The following is a 20,580-nucleotide window of genomic DNA, read 5'->3' on the forward strand; positions in this document are numbered from 1 at the left end:
CCGGTTCTTTTAAACCGGACTTAGTTTTGGATTTATAATTTAAGTTTACACTTAAGCATAACTATTGAGCATCACCGGCATAACCAGCATCAGCACATCTTCATTTTCATCGCCACCCTGAGGTAACAATAACCCGGCACGGTTTGGTGTCGACATCTCCAAAGATACTTCTTCGCAACTTAAGTTCTTCAACATTTCTATTAAAAACCGTGCGTTGAAGCCAATTTCTATGTCTTCGCCCTCGTATTGGCAGCTTAAACGCTCATGCGCTTCGTTGGCAAAGTCAATATCCTCTGATGATATATTCAACTCGCTGCCGCTTATTTTAAGCCTTACCTGGTGAGTGGTTTTGTTGGCATAAATAGCCACACGGTTCAATGAACCCAGGAAGGTAAGCCTGTCGATATTTAATTTATTTGGATTTACCTGAGGTATAACCGCCTCATAATCCGGATAGCGCTCGTCAATTAAACGGCATACCAGGTTAATATTACCAAACTTAAAGAACGCACTGGTGGAGTTATACTCTACAGATACATTCACATCATCAGTTGGTAAAGATGATTTTAACAGCGTTAACGCCTTTTTAGGTAATATGAACGAAGTGGTACTTGCAGCTTTGGCATCTTTACGGCGATAGCGTACCAGTTTGTGCGCATCTGTAGCAACAAAAGTAAGGTATTGGGTGCTTAGCTGGCAGTATACACCTGTCATGGCCGGGCGCAGTTCATCGTTACTTACCGCAAAAATGGTTTTGTTGATCGCTTCGGCTAAAACCGATGCCGGTAAATTTACCGACGAAGCGTTCTCTACTACCGGTATCTTCGGGAAATCCTCGCCATTTTCGCCACTTAGTTTGTACTTACCATCGCCCGCGTTTATTTCAATTGCAAACGTGTTATCATCCACAGAAAAAGCTACCGGCTGCTCTGGTAACGACTTCAAGGTCTCTAATAATATACGCGATGGTATGGCAATACGGCCATTTTCTTTAGCCTCAACAGCTAATGACGTGGTCATGCTGGTTTGCAGATCGGTTGCAGAAATGGTTAAGTTTCCATCCTTTATCTCGAACAAAAAGTTTTCCAGTATAGGCAAAACAGTGCTATTGCTTAAAGCCCCGCTTACAGCCTGCAGTTGTTTGAGTAATGTTGATGTAGAAACAATAAATCTCATAAGGGAATATTTTATCAATCAAAAATATAAAATTAAGCCTCACCTAAATCCTCTCCAAAGGAGAGGACTTTAACTCCTCATTTTTTTATCCCTCTCCTTTGGAGAGGGCAGGGTGAGGCTTATTAGTTATCAAAAATATAAAATTTAATGCGCATACTTCCGTTTACGGATGTAATGTTGAAAAATAGCACATATTAACACTAAAAGCAAAGGACCAACCGTATTTACCAGTTGCCAGTACATTTTTTCGTTGCGGATACGTGCACGGTTGAGCAAACGCATCTTGATCTCCTTGGTACGCAGGGCTATCAGGCCCGAATCATCGGTCATGTAATCGGCAATATTCAGCAGTAGGTTTTTGTTGCCATAAGTTTGCTGGGTATAGTGGTCATAGCCCAACGGATAAGGCGATCCATCGCTGCCTACCTGGTTTTTCAAAATATCACCATCACTGATCACGATCATTTTGGTAGGTACACTCTCTGGCTGTATAGTCGCTTGTTCGGTAAACCCATCGGGAAGCGGACGGTTGCGCCAATCGGATACAAATTTACCCTCCAGCAGTACCCCTACCGTTTTTTGCGGGCTTTGAAAATCTTTAGGATTAGGCTCCTGTTCCAATGCCTGTAACGACAGCATATGCGGCGCACTCATTTTTTTATTATAAGGCGACGAGGTAAGTAGGATGGTTTTCTTTACATCCTTAGTATCCAGCAGGTCAATAGTACTGGCAAATTCGCTGCTGATGCCGTCCAGATTTTTCACTACCGGATGTTTAGACAGCGGGATAAATATCGGATAAAACAGCCAGGGCAGCATTTGTATCTGTGCCTGCCCGCCTACACTGCCCGTAGTAACCGGTATCTGCGAACAGTTCATATCGGCTATCAGATCGTAATTGATCCGCACACCATAACGGAAAAGCTGATCGTCCAGGTTCAATTGTTTGGCAAAAGCCAGCTGCTCGCCGCCATGCCCGCGCAGGCTGTCCAGTTCGGCGCTTACCTGGTCAATCGTCCACAGTACCCGACCGCCATGCATAATATATTGATCGAGCTTGAATTTTTCCAGTTCGGTAAACTTTTTATCAGGTTTGGGTATCACCAGCAGTTTTACCTTTTGCAAGCCGGCGGTGCTAATCGTACTTAAGTTAACCCGGCCAACCTGGTATCCGTCGGAAAGCGATTTCATCGCATCGTTCAGTTGCAGGTCGCTCAGTTCGTTATGACCTTCGGTAAAGCCAATTTCGGGCTTGCCCCCGCTGGTTGCTTTTTTTATGGCCGATGAAAAAGCATACTCCAGGTTTTGGATGGAGTTATTCAACACCTCATCCGGCGAAAGCCCTATCCTGCTTAATAATAGCTTCACAGCAATATCTTTACCATTGGCCGATACCAGCGCACCCGGAAATATCAGTTTTTGCGATACGCCGTCGTCGGTTTTTACACTCAGGTTGGTGGGTTCGATGCCTTTGGCTTCCAGGTTTTGGATGGCCTCGTTTTGCTGATCGCCGGAAAGATTTTTTAGCGGGTCAATAAACTCGAATTGTAGTTTACGGTGACTGTATGCCTGCAGATCATTAAGCATATCACGCGTTGCACCCTGCAACCTTTTAAAGCCACCCGGCAAATTGCCACCCTGCAAATACACGGTAACTTTTACCGGCTGCTGCAAACCATCCATAATTTGCCTGCTGATGGGCGAAAGCGTATAACGTTTTTCGGAAGTAAAGTCAAAACGGGTAAATGCGACATTGCCAATGATAGCCAAAACCAGCAAGCCCCCCAGCCCCCTGAAGGGGGAGCTTGAAATAATATTTTTTTTGCGCTGACGGATGATCACGAACAACGTAAGCCATATAAATATGCCGCTTACTATGATAAAATAAGTCAGGTCGCGCGTGTCCAGTACACCACGGCTTACGGATTGGTAATGCTCTGTAATACCCAGGTTTTGCAAACCCAGGTCCTGTAACGACAGCAACTGGCTCAGCGAATCGAACCCGCTGTAAAAAAAGAAGCACAGGAACACCGCCACTGTAAAGGCAATGATCTGATTTTTGGTGATAGATGAGGCGAACATACCGATAGCTGCGAATGCCGCGCCCAATAAAAACAAGCCTATGTAGGACCCTATAACCGCTCCTGTATCAATGTTACCCTGTGGCGTACCCAGCGTGCTCACCGAAAAATAATAAACCAGTGTGGGTAGCAAAGCGCAAATCACCAGCAACACGCTGGCCAGGTATTTACCCAATACGATTTGCCAGTCGGTAAGCGGACGGGTGAATAACAATTCAAAAGTACCCTCCTTACGTTCCTCGGCCAACGAACGCATGGTGATGGCGGGTATCAGGAAAATAAATAAGTATGGAGCTGTGCTGAATAAACTTTCGAGCCCGGCATAGCCATAATCTAAAATACTCGAATCCGGGAATACCCACAAAAACAAACCCAGCACCAATAAAAACACACCTATAGTGACATAAGCCACCAATGAGCTGAGGTACGAAACGATTTCTTTTTTAAGGATACTTAGCACTTTTTTGATCGGGTGTTAGGCGCCGAAATTACAATATTTTTTTATTGGTTTATGGGTTTATATATAATGTGGTTATGCTGGCTGTCTCGTAAGGTAACCACTCCTTCTCCCACACGTCATTGCGGGGCACGAAGCAATCCCCGATAGGCAGAGCCACTCCGTATAGCTTAGAGATTGCTTCGTACCTCGCAATGATGCGTTCTTTTCAAATTCCAAAAATGAAAATTACCTCAATCCTTTTTATCAACTATATAGGATGTAACTATTTTCACCCTATCATTTTCCACTTCATAAAAATCGGCATAATGCATGTTTATTTCCTCGCCGTTTTTGCCTTTGCATTGGATAAAGCCATCCACAGCGGCTTTATTACCTTCAATAATAACGTGGTCATGGGTTGATGAAACAATCTTTACATCATCCATTCCGCCCAAAAACTTTTCTACTTCATCCTTTCCGTTTACGATAGTAACGCTTGAACCTTTCATAGTCCATACTACGTCATCAGCAAAAAGCCTTAATATTTTATCAACATCGTTGTTATCAAAAGCATCGATAACCTGTAATACAATTTCTTTAGTTGTCATAGTAATTTGATTTTGTTGATAACAAAGTTAGCCCTTATACAAAACAGGCGGGAGGGCTCAGAATGACATTATCGGGGTGTTTTACGACAATTGAGATAGCAAGCACCCGATCTACTCCGGAGGAGTAAAAGCTTTGTAGCAAACAAAAAGAGATCTTAAGCACGCCGTAGGTATGCAACCTAAGTACAGTACCTACGGCACTGGTTTTGAAACTGAATTTTTCTACAAAGCTTTAACCCCGATGGGGTTTACCTCTCCTTAACTTAATCACATTGAGTGTGCGTCAGTAAAGGGCCAACGACCAACATTTCCTTCAAAACAGTGAGTTTACATGGTTTACACTTTTCATGGGTTTACATTAGCATAAATAACTGATAAAAAATTAGTTATAGTAAAAATACTCCTAATATCATGGTAAAGGTGTAAACCATCATTTGGCGTGTGTACCGCTTGTGATTTTTCCCATCGGAGTGGGTATTAAAATGTCTTTTAAACAAAAGAGTCCCGAAATTTTAGCTATTTCAGGACTCTTTTGTTTACTTGAGCTCTTATCTAAAACGATAAGCCAAACGCAAACCAGCCTGGCCCAGAGTACCATCTTTCGACCAGCCTTCATAACGCAGGCCAATCTCAAAACCCTCCCTAAAGCTATAACCAATACCAGGCGAATAGGCAAATGCGGTACCATCAGCCGCACCGGTAAAAAACGCGGCGCCTATTTGTCCTTCGGCAAAAAAGTTCCTGTCAAAGTAATATTTAATACCTGCTTTTAAAGGAATGGCATTGATAGCGGGACCGCCGAAATCACTATATACCCCTTTTGGCTGGAAGGAGTTATAGCCACCCGATATGGTAAACCAGGTACTGCGTTCAATCGGAAGCTCATATTTAAGCGAAGCACCTAATACCGAACCAAAAAGATGATGGGCGTCACCTGTAGGTAATCCAGCCTCAAAGCCGATGCTGAATATCCCGCTGTTTCTGCCCCTGGATTGCGCAAAGCTTTGCGCCGCGGTAAATCCAATAATGAATAAGGCTAATAGAATTTTTTTCATGATTTTTTAAATTGTGTGATTTCTATCAATACAGTCATGTAAACATATTGTTTGCTCTATATCATATATCCCGTATCATGGCAAAACCATAACCGGGTTATAAGTAACCGTACTAACGGTATAAAACATAAAGCCCCGGAAATAATATTCCCGGGGCTTTATAAATTTTAATTGTTAATTTTTAGAAGATCAGAAACGGTATGCCAATCGCAAACCCAGTTGCCCGATAGTTCCATTGTTTGACCATGCCTCATAACGAACTCCTGCTTCAAAGCCACCGGCAAAAGTATAACCTATACCCGGTGAATAAACGAATGCCGTACCACTGCCATTTCCGGTTGCAAATGCAGCACCTATTTGGCCTTCGCCAAAAAAGTGCCCGTCAAAATAGTATTTGGCACCCACTTTTACGGGTATTATACCGACAGAGCCGCCATCACTGTGAAATTGATAGCTGATATTCGGGTCATTAAAAGAAACATCAAAACTCTTGATGTGTATGCTGCTATACCCCGCCGATGCGGTAATAAATAAATTATTGGCTACCGGGTACTCATATTTAAGCGAACCACCAATAATATAATTAGAATAATTGTGGAAATCGCCAACAGGCAATCCGCCTTCAACACCGATACTGAATTTACCACCATCACCGGATTTTGTTTGCGCAAAGGTTGTACATGCTGTGCCTGCGATAATGACTAAGGCTAATAGGATTTTTTTCATAAAATAATTTTGTAATAGGATTAATGCGGACTTGTTTTTTAACCGCTGTTGCTTGGTTTGACGCACATGGGGCTACTAACGTTTAATACGCCAAAAAATATTTATAAATAATAAAGCCCGGGGATAATATCCCCGGGCTTTACCTAAATCTTAATTGTTAATTTTTTGTTTAGAAACGGTAAGCTAAACGTAAACCAACTTGACTAATGGTACCATTTTTTGACCAGCCTTCATAACGAACGCCTGCTTCAAAGCCACCATCAAAGGTATAACCTACCCCCGGAGAATAAGCAAAAGCAGTACCTCTTCCGCTTCTTGTACCAAATGCCGCGCCTAATTGACCTTCGGCAAAAAAGCCTTGCTCAATGTAGTACTTAACACCCACTTTTACCGGAACAAAACTTTCTACAGATCTGTCCTGGCCAAGGGCCTTAAACGCATCTTTAACTTCGCTTTTGTACAAAAATGCATTATATCCTGCAGAAATGGTAAACCAGGTGCTTGGTGCTATCGGTAACTCATATTTAACAGAAGCACCCAATACAGAATTAAATGCCTGATGAGCATCACCAACAGGCAAACCCGCTTCAACGCCTACACTAAATTTACCGCTGTCGCCAGATTTGGTTTGCGCGAAGGTTGTGAATGCTGTGCCAGCGATAATAGCTAAGGCTAATAGAACTTTTTTCATAATTTATTAGATTGATGTTTGTTTGTTAACACAACGTTAATAGGATTTTCCTATAACGCAGTTTTTTATTGAGAGTATAGACGCAGCTCCTGAGCAAACGTTACAAACTCTTTTAATTTTTTTTATTAAATACGTGATTTTGGCATATTAATCAACAGAATAATATGAGATACACACCCAGGGACGGTGGTGCTATTGTATCGGTTAATTCGCAAAATAAATGTAATAATCAATAGAATAATTTTGAATACTCACCGTGGGCGGCAGGGAGTTCGTATCAATCTTATTCGCAAGTAAAATAATTAGGTGACACAAAAATAAAAGTTTATTTTAAAATTAAAAACATTAATTGTCATGGGTACGTGAAATAAATATCTGCTCCAATGTATGGTCATTGTTTTTTTGGCGAAGTCCTTGCAGTGTATCATCAGCTACAATTTTGCCTTTATTGATAATGATCACCTTGTTGCATACCGCTTCTACCTCCTGCATAATATGGGTAGAGAGGATGATGGTTTTGGTTTTCCCCAGTTCCAGGATCAACTGACGAATGCCGATCAACTGGTTAGGATCAAGCCCGGAGGTGGGTTCGTCCAGTATCAGCACATCGGGGTTATGGAGTATAGCCTGCGCCAATCCCACCCGTTGGCGGTACCCTTTTGATAGCTGACCTATTTTTTTATGCTGCTCGGGCCCCAAGCCTGTTTGCTCAATAATGGTGGCTATTCGTTTTTCGGGCTCCGGTAATTTATGGATCCCGGCTATAAAACCTAATGATTCTTTCACATACATATCCAGGTACAGCGGATTGCTCTCGGGCAGGTAACCAATGCGCCTGCGTACCTCCAGGGGCTGGGCAATCACATCGAACCCACAAACCGATGCTGTACCCGAGGTTTGTGGGATAAAGCAGGTGAGTATCTTCATGGTGGTAGATTTACCGGCACCATTAGGCCCCAAAAAGCCCAGCACCCCTGGCCCTGCACTAAAACTGATACTATTAACCGCTTTTTGCGTTCCGTAAATTTTGGTTAGTGACTGCACCTCGATACTCATGCGGTAAAAATAAGTTTTCGATGTGATATTCGGGATAGAAATCCCCCGATGGTTTCAAAATCGATTAAATCTTATGACAAAAAAATAAAAAAACGCTACTTTAAAGAAGTTTTTATAATCATCAATAATACAACCTGCTGAAGCACGGCTATTTAATCAAATTTCGAAATGGGAAAAACTACTATTGCAGAAACGGTGAATAACGAGGCTCCAGTTAACAGAATTGCTTCGGTAGATGTTTACCGGGGCTTCGTTATGCTGCTGATGATGGCCGAAGTAGTATCTTTTGAAAGTGTAGCGAAAGCGTTACCAGACAACAGGTTTTGGCAAATTTTAGCTTTTAACCAATCGCATGTACCTTGGACATGGCTGAGCCTGCATGACATGATCCAACCCTCTTTTACATTTTTAGTGGGTGTGGTACTTCCCTATTCCGTAGCCTCCCGGAAAAAAAAGGGAGCCACTTTCAATTCCATTATTGGCCATACCCTGTTCAGGTCGCTGGTACTCATTTTTCTCGGTTTCTTTTTAAGATCATTGGGTTCCGATCACACCGTTTTTACGTTTGAAGATACGCTTACCCAAATAGGCCTGGGTTATACTTTCCTGGTGATGCTTGGCTTTTGCTCGCCAAAAATACAACTTGGCGTACTGATCTTCATTTTGGTAGGATACTGGCTCGCATTCGCCCTTTATCCCTTGCCTGGGGCTGGCTTTGATTATGCATCAGCCGGTGTACCGCCGAACTGGGAACATAACCTGCATGGTTTTGCAGCTCATTGGAATAAAAATACCAACCTGGCCTGGGCCGCAGATCGCTGGTTTCTGAATCTGTTACCGCGCAGCCAGCCTTTCCTGTTTAATGAAGGCGGTTATTCAACCCTCAGTTTTATACCCACCCTGGGCACTATGATTCTTGGCCTTTTGGCAGGCGGAGTTTTGAAAAACAGCCAAACAGGTAAAGAGAAGCTGAAATATTTTATCATAGCCGGGGGAAGCCTCATCGCTTTGGGGATATTGTTACAGCTAACCAATATCAACCCTATTGTAAAAAGGATCTGGACACCGGCATGGGTAGTTTTCAGCGGCGGTATATGTTTTGGTTTCTTGGCTTTATTTTATTGGCTGGTTGATCTGAAACAGATTCAGAAACCATTTTTCTTCCTCACGGTGATCGGGGTAAATTCAATCGCTGCCTATGTCATGGCCGACGGTGGCCTGAGGCGATATATCAACGAAAATCTCCACACGCACCTGGGGCAGCACTATGATCAGTTATTTGGAATAGCCTATACAACGCTTGTTAGCGGCGGCCTGACCCTATTTTTCCTATGGCTCATACTTTCCTGGATGTACCGGCGGAAAATATTTATCAAGATCTGAAATATTAGGAGACGGCACATAAAAGGCCTGTCAGTCTGAGCTTGTCGAAGACTCGCATGCAGAGGCCTGCCCACCATGCTTTGGCGGGGCTCACCATGACACCTACTTTTCTTATTACTCAGGAAGGCAGTATCTCCTTACTTTTCAAAAACAATGGCATCAGCGTTCGCGCCCAGTTTTGTTAATGTTTCGGTTATTTCAGCAACCATCGGGTCGGGACCGCAAACATAAAAGTGTTTGTTAAAATCTTTCACCTCGGCTTTCAAAAACTCCCCGTCAATACGGCGGTGGTCGTTTTTACCGTCCTTTTGCTGGGTTGTAGTAAACCGGGCATTTTCACCAAGCATCGTTTTTAATTCGTCAGCCAAAATAATATCATCATCGGTTTTGTTAGAAAAGAACAGGATGTTATCCTCCAGCTTACCCTCTTTATAAAGCTGTCTTAATATGGCAATAAACGGGGTAATACCCGCGCCACCTGCTATAAAATATCCCGGACCTTTATACGCTATAGCCCCCCAGGCTTCGCGCAGTATCAGCTCGTCGCCCACCTGCAGTTCGCCTAAATGGTTAGTAACGCCGGGATGGTCACTATATATTTTAATGGTGAACTCCAGGTAATGCTCATCGGTAAGACAGGTGAATGTAAACGGATTTCGCTGCCCCTCCCATTGTGGTTGATTGATAGATAGTTCGGTAGCCTGTCCGGGGGTAAAGGTAAACCCGTCAGGCTTTTCTACTATAAACTGTTTTACGTTGTGGGTAACGTTATGAATATCCAGTATTCTTACAATTTGTTCCATAGCTGCGGTCAATTAATTGGTTATAATATAATCAAAATAACACTCATTTAGTTTTAGCTAAGCACATATAGATCGTAAGATCAGGGTTTTGAAAAAAGCATTTTTAAACCTTTGTAAGCGCTATTGTGCAAAATGGTCAAATGATTTTCGTCGGGAAAGGGGGCGAATATCACTTTCCAATCCTTTTTTCCGGCGGCCTGCAATGTTTTTGCCAGGTTATCAGCATCGTTTCCCATCTGTTTTCCTTCGTCACCTACGGCAACATACACCGTTACAGGATGATCAAGTTGTTTGGCCAGCAATCCTGGAGCTTTATTTAACAACGATTCATCATCCCACCATAAACTCGGACTTACAATAATATATTTAGTAAACAGATAGGATTTCTTTAACACAATCTCTGTAGCCAGTAGCCCACCAAAAGATTGTCCGATAATAATTCTGGACGAATTAGTTTTATAGGTTTTATCAATAAAAGGTTGCAATTCTTTTTCTATAAACGCTATAAATTTACCCGAACTACCGGTTGTGGGGAAATCCCTTTTTTCCTTGGCATTTGTTGTCGGGAAAGTAAAATCTTTCTTCCTGTCTATATTGGCAATGCCTACAATGATTACTTTAGGCATCATTTTGGCCATATTCAAAAACTGCACCAGGCCGCTTATATGGATAAAATCTTCATTGGCCGAGCCATCAAGCAGATAAATAACAGGGTAATGCAGGGTGTCGTCTTTCCGGTATCCCTCCGGCAGGTAGATGTTCAGGATACGCTTTTCGGAAAGCTGTGCCGAATTGATCTCTTTGATCTCGCCCAGTATAAAAGGTTTACTGCCTGATTCCTGGGCTTTGAGCGCAAAGGAGACAAATAACAGCAAGATCAGACAGCAATGTTTCATTGTTTTATGAGGGTGGATGAATATCGTAAAGTTAAAAAGATCAGTCAAAAAACTGCATTTTACACCTTTAACCTTTCCCCTTTAACCTTTCCTCCTAAATTGTATCTTTGCAGCTATTATGAGCAAATCAACCGACGAACTTTTTAAAAATGTTATATCGCATGCCAAAGAGTATGGCTTTGTTTTCCCTTCAAGCGAGATTTATGATGGTCTGAGTGCCGTTTATGATTACGGCCAGTTTGGCGCCGAGTTGAAGAACAACATCAAAACCTACTGGTGGAAAGCCATGGTGCAGATGAATGATAACATTGTGGGTATTGATTCGGCCATATTTATGCACCCCAAAATATGGAAAGCCAGCGGGCACGTTGATGGTTTCAGCGATCCGATGATCGATAATAAAGACTCTAAAAAACGCTACCGTGCCGATCAATTGTTAGAAGACAAGATTGATCGCTACGATAAAGACGGTAAAACAGACAAAGCCGAGCAATTGCAGCACGATATGGACGAGGCCTTGAAAAACGAGGACCTGCCACGTTTAAAAGAACTGATCATTGAGCATGAGATCGCCTGCCCGGTAAGTGGTACCCGTAACTGGACCGATGTTCGTCAGTTTAACCTGATGTTCAGTACCCAGATGGGCGCCGTTGCCGATGATGCCGACCAGATCTATCTGCGTCCTGAAACTGCTCAGGGTATATTTGTAAACTACCTGAATGTGCAAAAATCAGGCAGGATGAAAATCCCGTTCGGCATAGCACAGATTGGTAAGGCCTTCCGTAACGAGGTGATAGCCCGCCAGTTCATCATCCGAATGCGTGAGTTTGAGCAAATGGAAATGCAGTTTTTTGTACGCCCCGGCACTCAAAAAGAATGGTTTAACCAGTGGAAAGAAACACGCCTGAAATGGCACCTGGCCCTGGGCACTGATGCCGCTAAATACCGTTATCATGAGCATGCAAAACTGGCTTTTTATGCCGACGCTGCTTTTGACATCGAATTTGAATTCCCATTCGGATTTAAAGAAGTAGAAGGGATTCATAGTCGTACCAACTATGATTTAAGCCAGCATGAAAAATTCTCCGGTAAAAAACTACAGTATTTTGATCCTGAGGTTGATCCTGAAACAGGCAAACCATTCGGTAACTATGTACCTTACGTAATTGAAACTTCTATTGGTTTAGATAGGATGTTCCTGCTGACCATGATCAACGCTTACGAAGAAGAAGATCTGAGCACCGAGGAAAAACAAGATAGCCGTACTGTATTGCACCTGCACCCTTGCCTGGCGCCGGTTAAAGCCGCTATTTTCCCGCTGACCAAAAAAGATGGTTTGCCCGAAAAAGCACGCGAGATCATGGATAAACTGAAGATCGACTTCAACATACAATACGAGGAGAAGGATGCCATTGGTAAACGTTATCGCCGCCAGGATGCCATTGGTACACCTTTCTGTATCACGGTAGATCACCAGACACTGGAAGATAACACCGTAACCATCCGCCACCGCGACAGCATGCAACAGGAACGCGTACCCGCCGACCAGCTCGACAAGATCATTGGCGACCTGGTTAGCTGGAGAAACTTATTGAAATAAGATATTCTATATCTACCCAAATAAACAACAAAGCCCGCTATTTAAGCGGGCTTTGTTGTTTATCAACCACTCCTAAACCAGGCGAATTATCATAACCATACGCTTCCTTTATTTAATAAATGTATATCTATTAACATACATAACGATGTTTATTAATATACATATTAAAGTAAATACACTCAACTATTAAGAGGCCAAACTATCATATAACATCTTTATTATCAATATATTTCAATCTAACTCGGTGTGTTTTTATCATTAAATATTTCCAATGGCACAGCTATTGTTAATAATTTCTTATTAAAATAAATTTAAAGTTAAAAACTTAAAAAACAGCACTATGAAAAAGTTTACATTATTAGCCGTATTGGCATTTATCGACTTCGGCTTCACAGCGAGCGCGCAAATACAGAAAGGGAATGTTTTAATGGGGGGCGATATCGGCAACCTTTCCCTGGGTTTAAATGGCTCTAAAAATTTCACCATGGATCTTACACCCAAAGCCGCATGGTTTATTAAAGATAACGTAGCCTTGGGTGCTTATGCTAAATTAAATTTGGCTACAGCCAAAGGAGCCGGTACAGATGTTGGATATGGCATAGGTGCATTAGGCCGTTACTATACCGGATCGGATGTTGAGGTATTAAAACACGGTCGCTTTTTTGGTGAAGCTACTGTTGGTCTTGGCGGTTTCAATCCAAGCGGCCCGGGTGGCTCAACCAATGGCCTGGACTTTAGCTTCGGCCCAGGCTTTGCTTATTTCATTACGCCAAGTATCGGTTTAGAAACCTTGCTGAAATACAACGGTACAGCTGGCTTTGGCAGCTTAGGCTATCAAAACAAACTAACTTTAGATTTTGGTTTCCAGATATACTTACCAGGACAAAGCACCCTGAACAAAGTTAAAAGAGACGTAAAATAGATTTATCTGTCTCGAAACAAAAATGCCCGCTAAATATCGGGCATTTTTGTTTTAATGACACTATTGTAATTTACAACCCAGAACGTGTTTCGCATTATTCTATTAGTTTGACATCGTAGGGTTAAAACAATTCAAGCTACTATTCCTTATCTTTTTAACCAAACTTCACCCCTGCTTAATTATGCCTGCTGTAAAAGAATATCCATTCTATTTAAAAAATACCGTTACCCTGTTTGGGCTTATTTTATTGGTATATACTTTTTCACAACTGGCAGATGTATTGATACCGTTGGCATTCGCTGCTTTTATTGCTATCCTGCTTAACCCTGTTTGCAATTGGTTAATGGAGCATAAAGTTCCCAAAATATTTTCTATTATAATTGTTATGTTAATTGGCGCTATCCTATTAGTGGCGCTATTCTATTTTCTATCAACCCAGATCATACAATTCGGTGATTCATTGCCCATGCTCAAGCAAAAGTTTGGGGAGTTGTTCACTACGTTTAAGGCGTGGATTGCCACCACCTTTAACCTCTCTGTTCAAAAGCAAGACCTAATGATCAAAGATGCCATAAATAATAGCCAGGCGATGGTAGGCCATACACTCGGCTCGGTACTGGGTGTATTCGGGTTAGTATTTGTGATACCGGTATATGTTTTTTTAACCCTTTTCTACAAAACGCTTATCCTTAATTTCGTTTTTGAAGTATTTTCAGAAGAGAACTCAAAACAAGTAAGCGAGGTTTTAAAAGAAACCAAAACGGCCATACAAAGCTATATTCAGGGTTTATTAATCGAGATGATTTTGGTAGCTATCCTTAATTCAACAGCGTTGGTATTATTAGGTGTAAAATACGGTATCCTGATTGGTGTTATAGGGGCTATATTAAACCTGTTACCTTACATCGGCGGCATTATAGCTATTGCCCTGCCCGTGCTCATGGCTACAGTTACTAAAGACGGTTACACAACTCAGTTAGGAGTTATTATAGCTTACCTGGTTATCCAGTTTATCGACAATAATATACTGGTGCCACGTATCGTATCCTCAAAAGTACAGATCAATGCACTCATATCCATCATTGTGGTACTTTTAGGCAATATGTTGTGGGGATTATCAGGAATGTTCCTGGCCATACCATTCATAGCCGTAATAAAAATTATTTTTGACCGTATTGAAGAACTTAAACCCTGGGGTAAGCTCTTAGGCGATACCGTACCTACCCGTTACAAAGGAGCAATATGGGGGCAAAAGAAAAAAAACTGATTCCCGGATAAATAAATTTTTCCCGTTGTATGGGCGATTCTCAAAACAAAAAAGGTTAAAAGGGATGGTGCAAAACCAATCCTTTTAACCTTTTATTTTACTTTAACAATATTAATGACTGACTGGGTTATCGCCTTTGTTCAGCGTACCATTGATATATAATATCTGGTTCACCTTTTTAGGATCGCCCTGGTAAACCCAAACAATGTTGTTGATATACTTGCGAAAAGCATCGCTTACCTCCTCAGTGGTCAATTTTTTAACATCATCAACCAGTGTTAATGAGCGTTTCCAGTTATTGAACAACACCTCGTTAGAGGCCATAGAAAATGCCTGCGCGCTATTGGTTTCGTTTTTATAATAAAAACCGGTAAGATAAGTAATCTTCATATTGGCAACCTCTTCAGGTTTAAAGCCTTCTGTTTTAATTTTGTCAACCAGTTTGTCAAACACAGCAATATATTTATCTGGTTGGGTTGTTGATACCGAGAAGCGGGCTGTGGATGTTTGTCCAACGCTAAACCAGGCCTGAGGGGCGTATGATAAGCCATTATTGGTACGTACATCTAAGAAATGGCGATTGGCAAATATCCTCATAGCCACATTGAATGCATCAAAATCAGGCGTGCCTGATTGCGGGCCGCTGGTAATACCTTCTACATAGTTGGTAGCCAGATCGCGCGATTCGGCATTAAATGAATTTTTATAAACACGGAAGAATGATTTTTTAAATTCAAAAGGAGGCCCCTGTTTGATACCGTTAAGCATACCCTTCACTTTTGCCTCGATAACTGCCTTATCCAGGTCGGCTACAACCACAATAACCAGGCGGGAGCGGGTTAATATAGATTGATAATAGGCCTTGGTTTCTTCGGGTGTTAGTTTAGATACGATATCTACAGTACCATTAGGATCTTTTGCATAATCGCGATTAGCAAATGCAATTTTATTTGCCAGTTGATCAATCGCGTGGTCTGGCTGCGAATCAGCTTGTTTAATATTGTTGATCGCATCCTGTTTAATACGTGCAAACTCCTTGGCATCAAAACGCGGTTGGGTTAAAGCCTCTACATACAAAGGCCAAACTATATCAAAATCGCTCTTAATACAGTTCATACGCATGGTAGCGTAATTTTTGTTGCTGCTGCCATCAACCGTGGCGCTTACTTTATCCAGTTGATCTTTAAATGCGTTTTTATCGTGTTTTATGGTTCCGCATTCGGTAAGGGCAGCCATAGCCATGGCCTCAATGCCCATTTTATCGGCTTTGTAGTTTTGTACGCCACCTTTTATAATAGTTTGTATCTCTACAATATCATTGCCACTTGGCTGCACAATTACTTTTACACCATCAACCGTGGTTTCGTAAGCTTTATTTTGCGCCTGTACTGTTTTTATATTTCCTATCGCCGCTGCAATCAACAGGGTGAATACATATTTCTTCATCATGATAAGATTTTAATTTTACTTAGCTACAAAAAATGAAGCTACATTTTGTTGTTTACTTAACTCTGGTGCTATGATTATACCTGCTGCATAAGGCTTGCCCGTGATATAGGTAGTGATATATTTTTGTATATCGGCACGGGTAACTTTCTGGTAATTATTATCCAGATCGGTGTAATAATCAAGCGAGGTGCTGCACCACTGGTAACTCAATTGGCTCGCCAGTGTTGATGGTTTCTCCTTGCGGTGAACACTGTTGCGCAATAAAATAGCTTTAGCATCATTTAACTGACCATCGGTAAAATAATCGGCTTTGGCCCACTGGTTAATTTGATTAAGCAGCTCATCATAGCATTCTTTTAATTTACCAGGATTTGGCACCACAAAAACGTCTATCGGCCCTACAAAACGGCTGGTAGTATACCCCAAAGAAACAGAGCTGGCCAATCCTTTATCAATCAGTGATTGTTGAAATTTGGAAGAGTTTAAACCTACAATGGTTGAAAACACATCAGCAGCAACTGTCGAAGCAGAATCGGTTAAATAAGCCGGCCCCTGCCATGAAAGCTGCATGTAAGGTGTTTGCGCGATAGTGGTTTCTTTGATAAAATATTCGCTTTTGGTTAGTGGCTTAAACGGTGGAATAGGATATTTTTCATGCGGATTGAAGCCACTGCTGGCCCAATCGCCAAATATGCTTTCGGCCAGGGCAAATGCGGCATCATGCTTTACATCACCACAAATGGTTACCAAACTGTTATTCGGGAAATAATATTTGTCTTTGATCACCATCATCTTCTCTGGCGTAGCCGTATTGATCACTTCGTGTATCCCGATAGGGTTTTTACGGGTGATCAGGTCGCCCCAAAGTTTTTGCTGGATACCATACCAAAGCTGGAAACCCGGATCGCTCTCGGCACGTTGAAATTCACCATCAACAACAGGGCGTTCCTTTTTCATATCTTCTTCGCGGTATATCGGAAAGCGGATAGCGGCATTCATGAATTTTAAACCGGCTTTAAGGCTATCCCTGTCAAACGTAAAGAAGTAATTAACCCGTTCCACATCGGTAGTACCATTCCATATGGCGCCTAATTCCTGTGTACGTTTTAAAAATGCTTCCTGGTTTGGATAATCTTTGTTAGCCTTGAAAAACATATGTTCAAAAAGGTGCGATAATCCGCTAAACTCGGGGCCTTCGGTATAGGCTCCGTTTTTTACAGCAATCTCAATGGTGGCCAACGGTACCTTGCTATTTTCAATAACTACAACTTCCAGTCCGTTTGGAAGCTTTTTCCAGAAATAACCTTCCGGCAATCGGGGTTGCGCTATCGCGCAGCAAACGCTAAAAACCCCAGCAACACTTAGTGCTAAAATTTTGGTAAAGTTTCGGGTCATATACTATAATATTTTATACCTATAAATATATTTAGTATATTCTATAAAAAGTAACGATTATCAATATTTAACCCTGGTTTTTAACAAAAGTTAACGTTAAAGGGAGATGGTTAATAATAAAGTGATTTTCGCATATCTCTAATATTCTTAAATACCCGATTTGATACTATTGTATGCCAAACCCAGATCATCAATAGAGTATTGAGTAAGAACGCTATCCTTCAGCGTACAATAATCGCCCCGGTGGCTTACAATGAGCTTGTCTATCCCATCTTTATTATCGCGCATAGGTACTGTTGCTGATACTACTTTCCCGGTGCCGTCAAATTCAATGATGTATACTTCTTTTTTTGGATCGTTAACTTCGGTAAAAGGCACTATCAGTGTATGATTACTATCATCGATAAACTTTCCCAGGATGTTTTTTCCCTGGATCTCTCTTGGGTCGAGCTCCAGCAGATGTTTGGCATCTTGTGCAGATAAGCCTTTGATATTTAAGCGTACAATGGTGCCGTCGGCATCTTTCAGGGTATCCTGCATAGTGGTTACAGAAGCAGCGGGATATTTGGCAACAGCATAAAAATTATCAGGGCCTGTATTTTTATCATTGTGTCCCGGCAACATGTAGCAAAGCTGCAAATTACTTAATGCCGAACTATCCGCCTTGATTTTTGCGGCAATATTGAGCAGATCAGTTTGGCTTAAACGCGTGCTGATATTAACGGTAAGCTTACTGGCAGTATCACTTTTAACTACTCTTGATATGGTATAATGAGGGACATCTCTTTTTTCACAGCCAAAAGCGGCCAGCACAATTACTAAGCAAAGCAGGGTATTTTTCATAAGTGGCAAAGTTAACCGTTGATTTTGGGGATTACGCCGATTACGTTGATTTTTCTTTTATTAGGAACCATGATTTATAGTATTATGAGATTTTCATGATTTCTTTCGTCCTTATTCCTTGCTCTCAAAATCCTTGCTCCATAAAACCTTAAATAATTCCATGCAGCGCTCCGCCCTTTTCGCCCATTTTATCAACGAGCTTTTCAACTTCGGGGTCTTTTTCGAGCACAGGGGCGTGATGCGGTTTGATACGGGCATCAATAATAAGCGGACCGGTACAGCCCCAGTGTTTGTGTTCGGTGAAACTACCTACACCATAGATATCATGCGATGGATTGCTGCGGGTAAAGGTTACCCAAACAAAATTATTCACGTTTTCGGCTGCGAAAGCAGCATCATCACAGAGTACGATCAGCGGCAAACCACTAAGTTCTTCTTCCTCCTCTTTTAACCTGTATTCGATAATGCTGATGATATTATCAATATCCTGATGATTTACATGTTTGGGCACTTCTACCATCAGCACACCAGGAATAGCCATTTTATAATTATTGACAGGTTTGGGCAGATCAAACCATGATGGCAACTCCGTCCAGAGTTCACGTTTGATATCGCCCGCTACAGTGATGGCTACTTTACTGCCGGAGTTTAAGCCACTGCCGCTATAATCCAGCGTATCTATGGTGGTACGGGTATAAAAATGCAGGTCGCGCGTAAGATCGATCCGTTGCAGGATATGATTTAAAAACGCGCCGATATGATTGACATTTAGTGCAGGATCATCTTCCTTAGCGGCAATGAACAAGTATTTGGCTAAGCTCAATTGACTTTTGCCCAGTATATGATTGGCAATGGTTAATATTTCCTGCGGCTTGCGCTCCTTGATATATGGTGTATAGCGCTCACTGCCGATAGCAAACAACAGCGGATGTACACCCGCCGCGTCAACGGCGTTAACCGCGTGCAGGCCAGGGATTTCTTTTGGAATAGCCGCCCCGCTGATCTCATGGATGAGCGCACCGAAACTGGTATCCTCCTGCGGGGGGCGCCCAACAACGGTAAATGACCACACAGCGTCTTTACGGTGATATACATTGTGTACCTTGAGCAAAGGGAATGGATGTATCAGGCTGTAATAGCCCAGGTGGTCGCCAAAAGGGCCTTCTGGTTTGTTATCATGGGGCATTACCGTTCCGGTGATCACAAAATCAGCATCTGATGAAATGCAGAATCCCTCATCATCATAAAAATAACGGAACCGACGATTGCCAAGAGCCCCGGCAAAGGTCATTTCTGATAACCCTTCGGGCAGTGGCATTACCGCTGCTACAGGGTGCGATGGCAGACCGCCTATAAATATACTTACTTTTAAAGGTTGTCCCTTGGCGTTTGCCTTGGTTTGATGTACGCCAATGCCCCTGTGGATCTGGTAATGCAAACCAATCTCCTCGTTCAGGATATAATCGTTACCGGCCAGTTGTATGCGGTACATACCCAGGTTGGCATTCATAATGCCTGGTTTATCGGGATCTTCGGTATATACCTGGGGCATCGTTACAAAGGGGCCACCGTCCATAGGCCAGTTCACTATCTGCGGGATGTCGCTTATTTTACAGCGACCGAAATTAACAGGCGCGCCCGCGCGTTTTTTCATCGGCAGGGCCGATAAAGCAGTAAGTGCTACGTTGGTATACTGAAAAGGGTGTTTGATGGCCTTTAAAGGATCGTTCTTGAGCTCGACCAGGGTTTTGATCTTATCCAGCGTATCCCTGAATATGAATTTGGAGCGCTCCAGTGTACCGAATAAATTTGATACCGCCGGGAACTTGCTGCCTTTTACTTTCTCGAACAATATGGCCGGCCCCTGGTTTTCGAATACCCGCAAATGAATGGCAGCCATCTGCAAATACGGATCAACCTCCTCCTTAATACGCACCAGGTGACCGTTTTTTTCCAAATCGGCAATACAGGCCTGTAAATTTTTGTAACCCATGGCACGAAAGTAGCAAATTTAGTCATTGGGACATTTGTACTTAGGTCATTTTTACTTTCCAGACATGTATTTAGGGGTCAGGCCATTAAGTTGTTAGTTATTTTATCTGTAGATCATATAGACTTTATTAATACCTAATCTCTTTCTCATTCAACGAGTTAAATGACCAAATTTTGCTACTTTCGCAGTTCAAGTTG

At 42.2% G+C, this 20,580-nt stretch carries 17 protein-coding genes; 4 read left to right on the forward strand and 13 right to left on the reverse strand.

The window, feature by feature from the left end:
- Positions 1-51: 51 nt before the first annotated feature.
- From dnaN to FHW89_RS18205, 7 genes are all read right to left on the reverse strand, one after another.
- On the reverse strand, positions 52-1,176 hold the full coding sequence (gene dnaN / locus FHW89_RS18175; protein ID WP_172336462.1) for a DNA polymerase III subunit beta: 1,125 nt from the start codon (positions 1,174-1,176) through the stop codon (positions 52-54).
- Positions 1,177-1,320: 144 nt separating this feature from the next.
- A complete protein-coding gene (gldG, locus tag FHW89_RS18180; protein ID WP_172336463.1) occupies positions 1,321-3,717 on the reverse strand; it encodes a gliding motility-associated ABC transporter substrate-binding protein GldG in 2,397 nt (798 codons plus the stop codon).
- A gap of 230 nt (positions 3,718-3,947) precedes the next feature.
- Complete coding sequence (locus FHW89_RS18185) at positions 3,948-4,304, reverse strand: nuclear transport factor 2 family protein (RefSeq protein ID WP_172336464.1); 357 nt, start codon at positions 4,302-4,304, stop codon at positions 3,948-3,950.
- A gap of 548 nt (positions 4,305-4,852) precedes the next feature.
- Entirely contained in the window at positions 4,853-5,359 is a 507-nt protein-coding gene (locus FHW89_RS18190) for an outer membrane beta-barrel protein (RefSeq protein WP_172336465.1), read from the reverse strand.
- 189 nt (positions 5,360-5,548) lie between these two features.
- A complete protein-coding gene (locus FHW89_RS18195) occupies positions 5,549-6,085 on the reverse strand; it encodes a hypothetical protein (RefSeq protein WP_172336466.1) in 537 nt (178 codons plus the stop codon).
- Positions 6,086-6,254: 169 nt separating this feature from the next.
- Positions 6,255-6,776 carry a hypothetical protein gene (locus FHW89_RS18200; RefSeq protein ID WP_172336467.1) on the reverse strand — a complete coding sequence of 174 codons (522 nt, stop codon included), beginning with the start codon at positions 6,774-6,776 and terminating at the stop codon, positions 6,255-6,257.
- 345 nt (positions 6,777-7,121) lie between these two features.
- A complete protein-coding gene (locus FHW89_RS18205) occupies positions 7,122-7,832 on the reverse strand; it encodes an ATP-binding cassette domain-containing protein (RefSeq protein ID WP_172336468.1) in 711 nt (236 codons plus the stop codon).
- A gap of 168 nt (positions 7,833-8,000) precedes the next feature.
- Between FHW89_RS18205 and FHW89_RS18210 the strand changes: the two genes are divergently transcribed.
- Entirely contained in the window at positions 8,001-9,215 is a 1,215-nt protein-coding gene (locus tag FHW89_RS18210) for an acyltransferase family protein (RefSeq protein ID WP_216650610.1), read from the forward strand.
- Between the two features lie 137 nt (positions 9,216-9,352).
- Here FHW89_RS18210 and FHW89_RS18215 read toward each other — a convergent pair whose 3' ends face one another.
- Both FHW89_RS18215 and FHW89_RS18220 read right to left on the reverse strand, forming a co-directional pair.
- Positions 9,353-10,018, reverse strand: coding sequence for a flavodoxin reductase (locus FHW89_RS18215; protein ID WP_172336469.1), 666 nt, complete (start codon positions 10,016-10,018; stop codon positions 9,353-9,355).
- An 80-nt stretch (positions 10,019-10,098) separates the two neighbouring features.
- Positions 10,099-10,914 carry an alpha/beta hydrolase gene (locus FHW89_RS18220; RefSeq protein ID WP_172336470.1) on the reverse strand — a complete coding sequence of 272 codons (816 nt, stop codon included), beginning with the start codon at positions 10,912-10,914 and terminating at the stop codon, positions 10,099-10,101.
- Positions 10,915-11,032: 118 nt separating this feature from the next.
- Between FHW89_RS18220 and FHW89_RS18225 the strand changes: the two genes are divergently transcribed.
- The 3 genes from FHW89_RS18225 to FHW89_RS18235 all read left to right on the forward strand — a co-directional run bounded on the left by FHW89_RS18225 (position 11,033) and on the right by FHW89_RS18235 (position 14,703).
- The gene (locus tag FHW89_RS18225; RefSeq protein WP_172336471.1) at positions 11,033-12,514 is read left to right on the forward strand and encodes a glycine--tRNA ligase; all 1,482 of its coding nucleotides are present in this window, start codon (positions 11,033-11,035) and stop codon (positions 12,512-12,514) included.
- Positions 12,515-12,854: 340 nt separating this feature from the next.
- Entirely contained in the window at positions 12,855-13,436 is a 582-nt protein-coding gene (locus FHW89_RS18230; RefSeq protein WP_172336472.1) for a hypothetical protein, read from the forward strand.
- Positions 13,437-13,617: 181 nt separating this feature from the next.
- The gene (locus FHW89_RS18235; RefSeq protein ID WP_172336473.1) at positions 13,618-14,703 is read left to right on the forward strand and encodes an AI-2E family transporter; all 1,086 of its coding nucleotides are present in this window, start codon (positions 13,618-13,620) and stop codon (positions 14,701-14,703) included.
- 111 nt (positions 14,704-14,814) lie between these two features.
- On the opposite strand, the gene FHW89_RS18240 is transcribed toward FHW89_RS18235, so the two are convergent.
- The 4 genes from FHW89_RS18240 to FHW89_RS18255 form a co-directional block, all read right to left on the reverse strand.
- The gene (locus FHW89_RS18240) at positions 14,815-16,152 is read right to left on the reverse strand and encodes a pitrilysin family protein (protein WP_172336474.1); all 1,338 of its coding nucleotides are present in this window, start codon (positions 16,150-16,152) and stop codon (positions 14,815-14,817) included.
- Positions 16,153-16,167: 15 nt separating this feature from the next.
- Positions 16,168-17,547 (reverse strand): pitrilysin family protein, encoded by a 1,380-nt coding sequence (locus FHW89_RS18245; protein WP_172336475.1) that lies wholly within the window; start codon positions 17,545-17,547, stop codon positions 16,168-16,170.
- Positions 17,548-17,694: 147 nt separating this feature from the next.
- Positions 17,695-18,390, reverse strand: coding sequence for a hypothetical protein (locus FHW89_RS18250; protein ID WP_172336476.1), 696 nt, complete (start codon positions 18,388-18,390; stop codon positions 17,695-17,697).
- Positions 18,391-18,538: 148 nt separating this feature from the next.
- Positions 18,539-20,383, reverse strand: coding sequence for a UbiD family decarboxylase (locus FHW89_RS18255; RefSeq protein ID WP_172336477.1), 1,845 nt, complete (start codon positions 20,381-20,383; stop codon positions 18,539-18,541).
- Between the last annotated feature and the right edge of the window lie 197 nt (positions 20,384-20,580).

The organism is Mucilaginibacter sp. SG564, from assembly GCF_013149275.1.
GTDB lineage: Bacteria > Bacteroidota > Bacteroidia > Sphingobacteriales > Sphingobacteriaceae > Mucilaginibacter.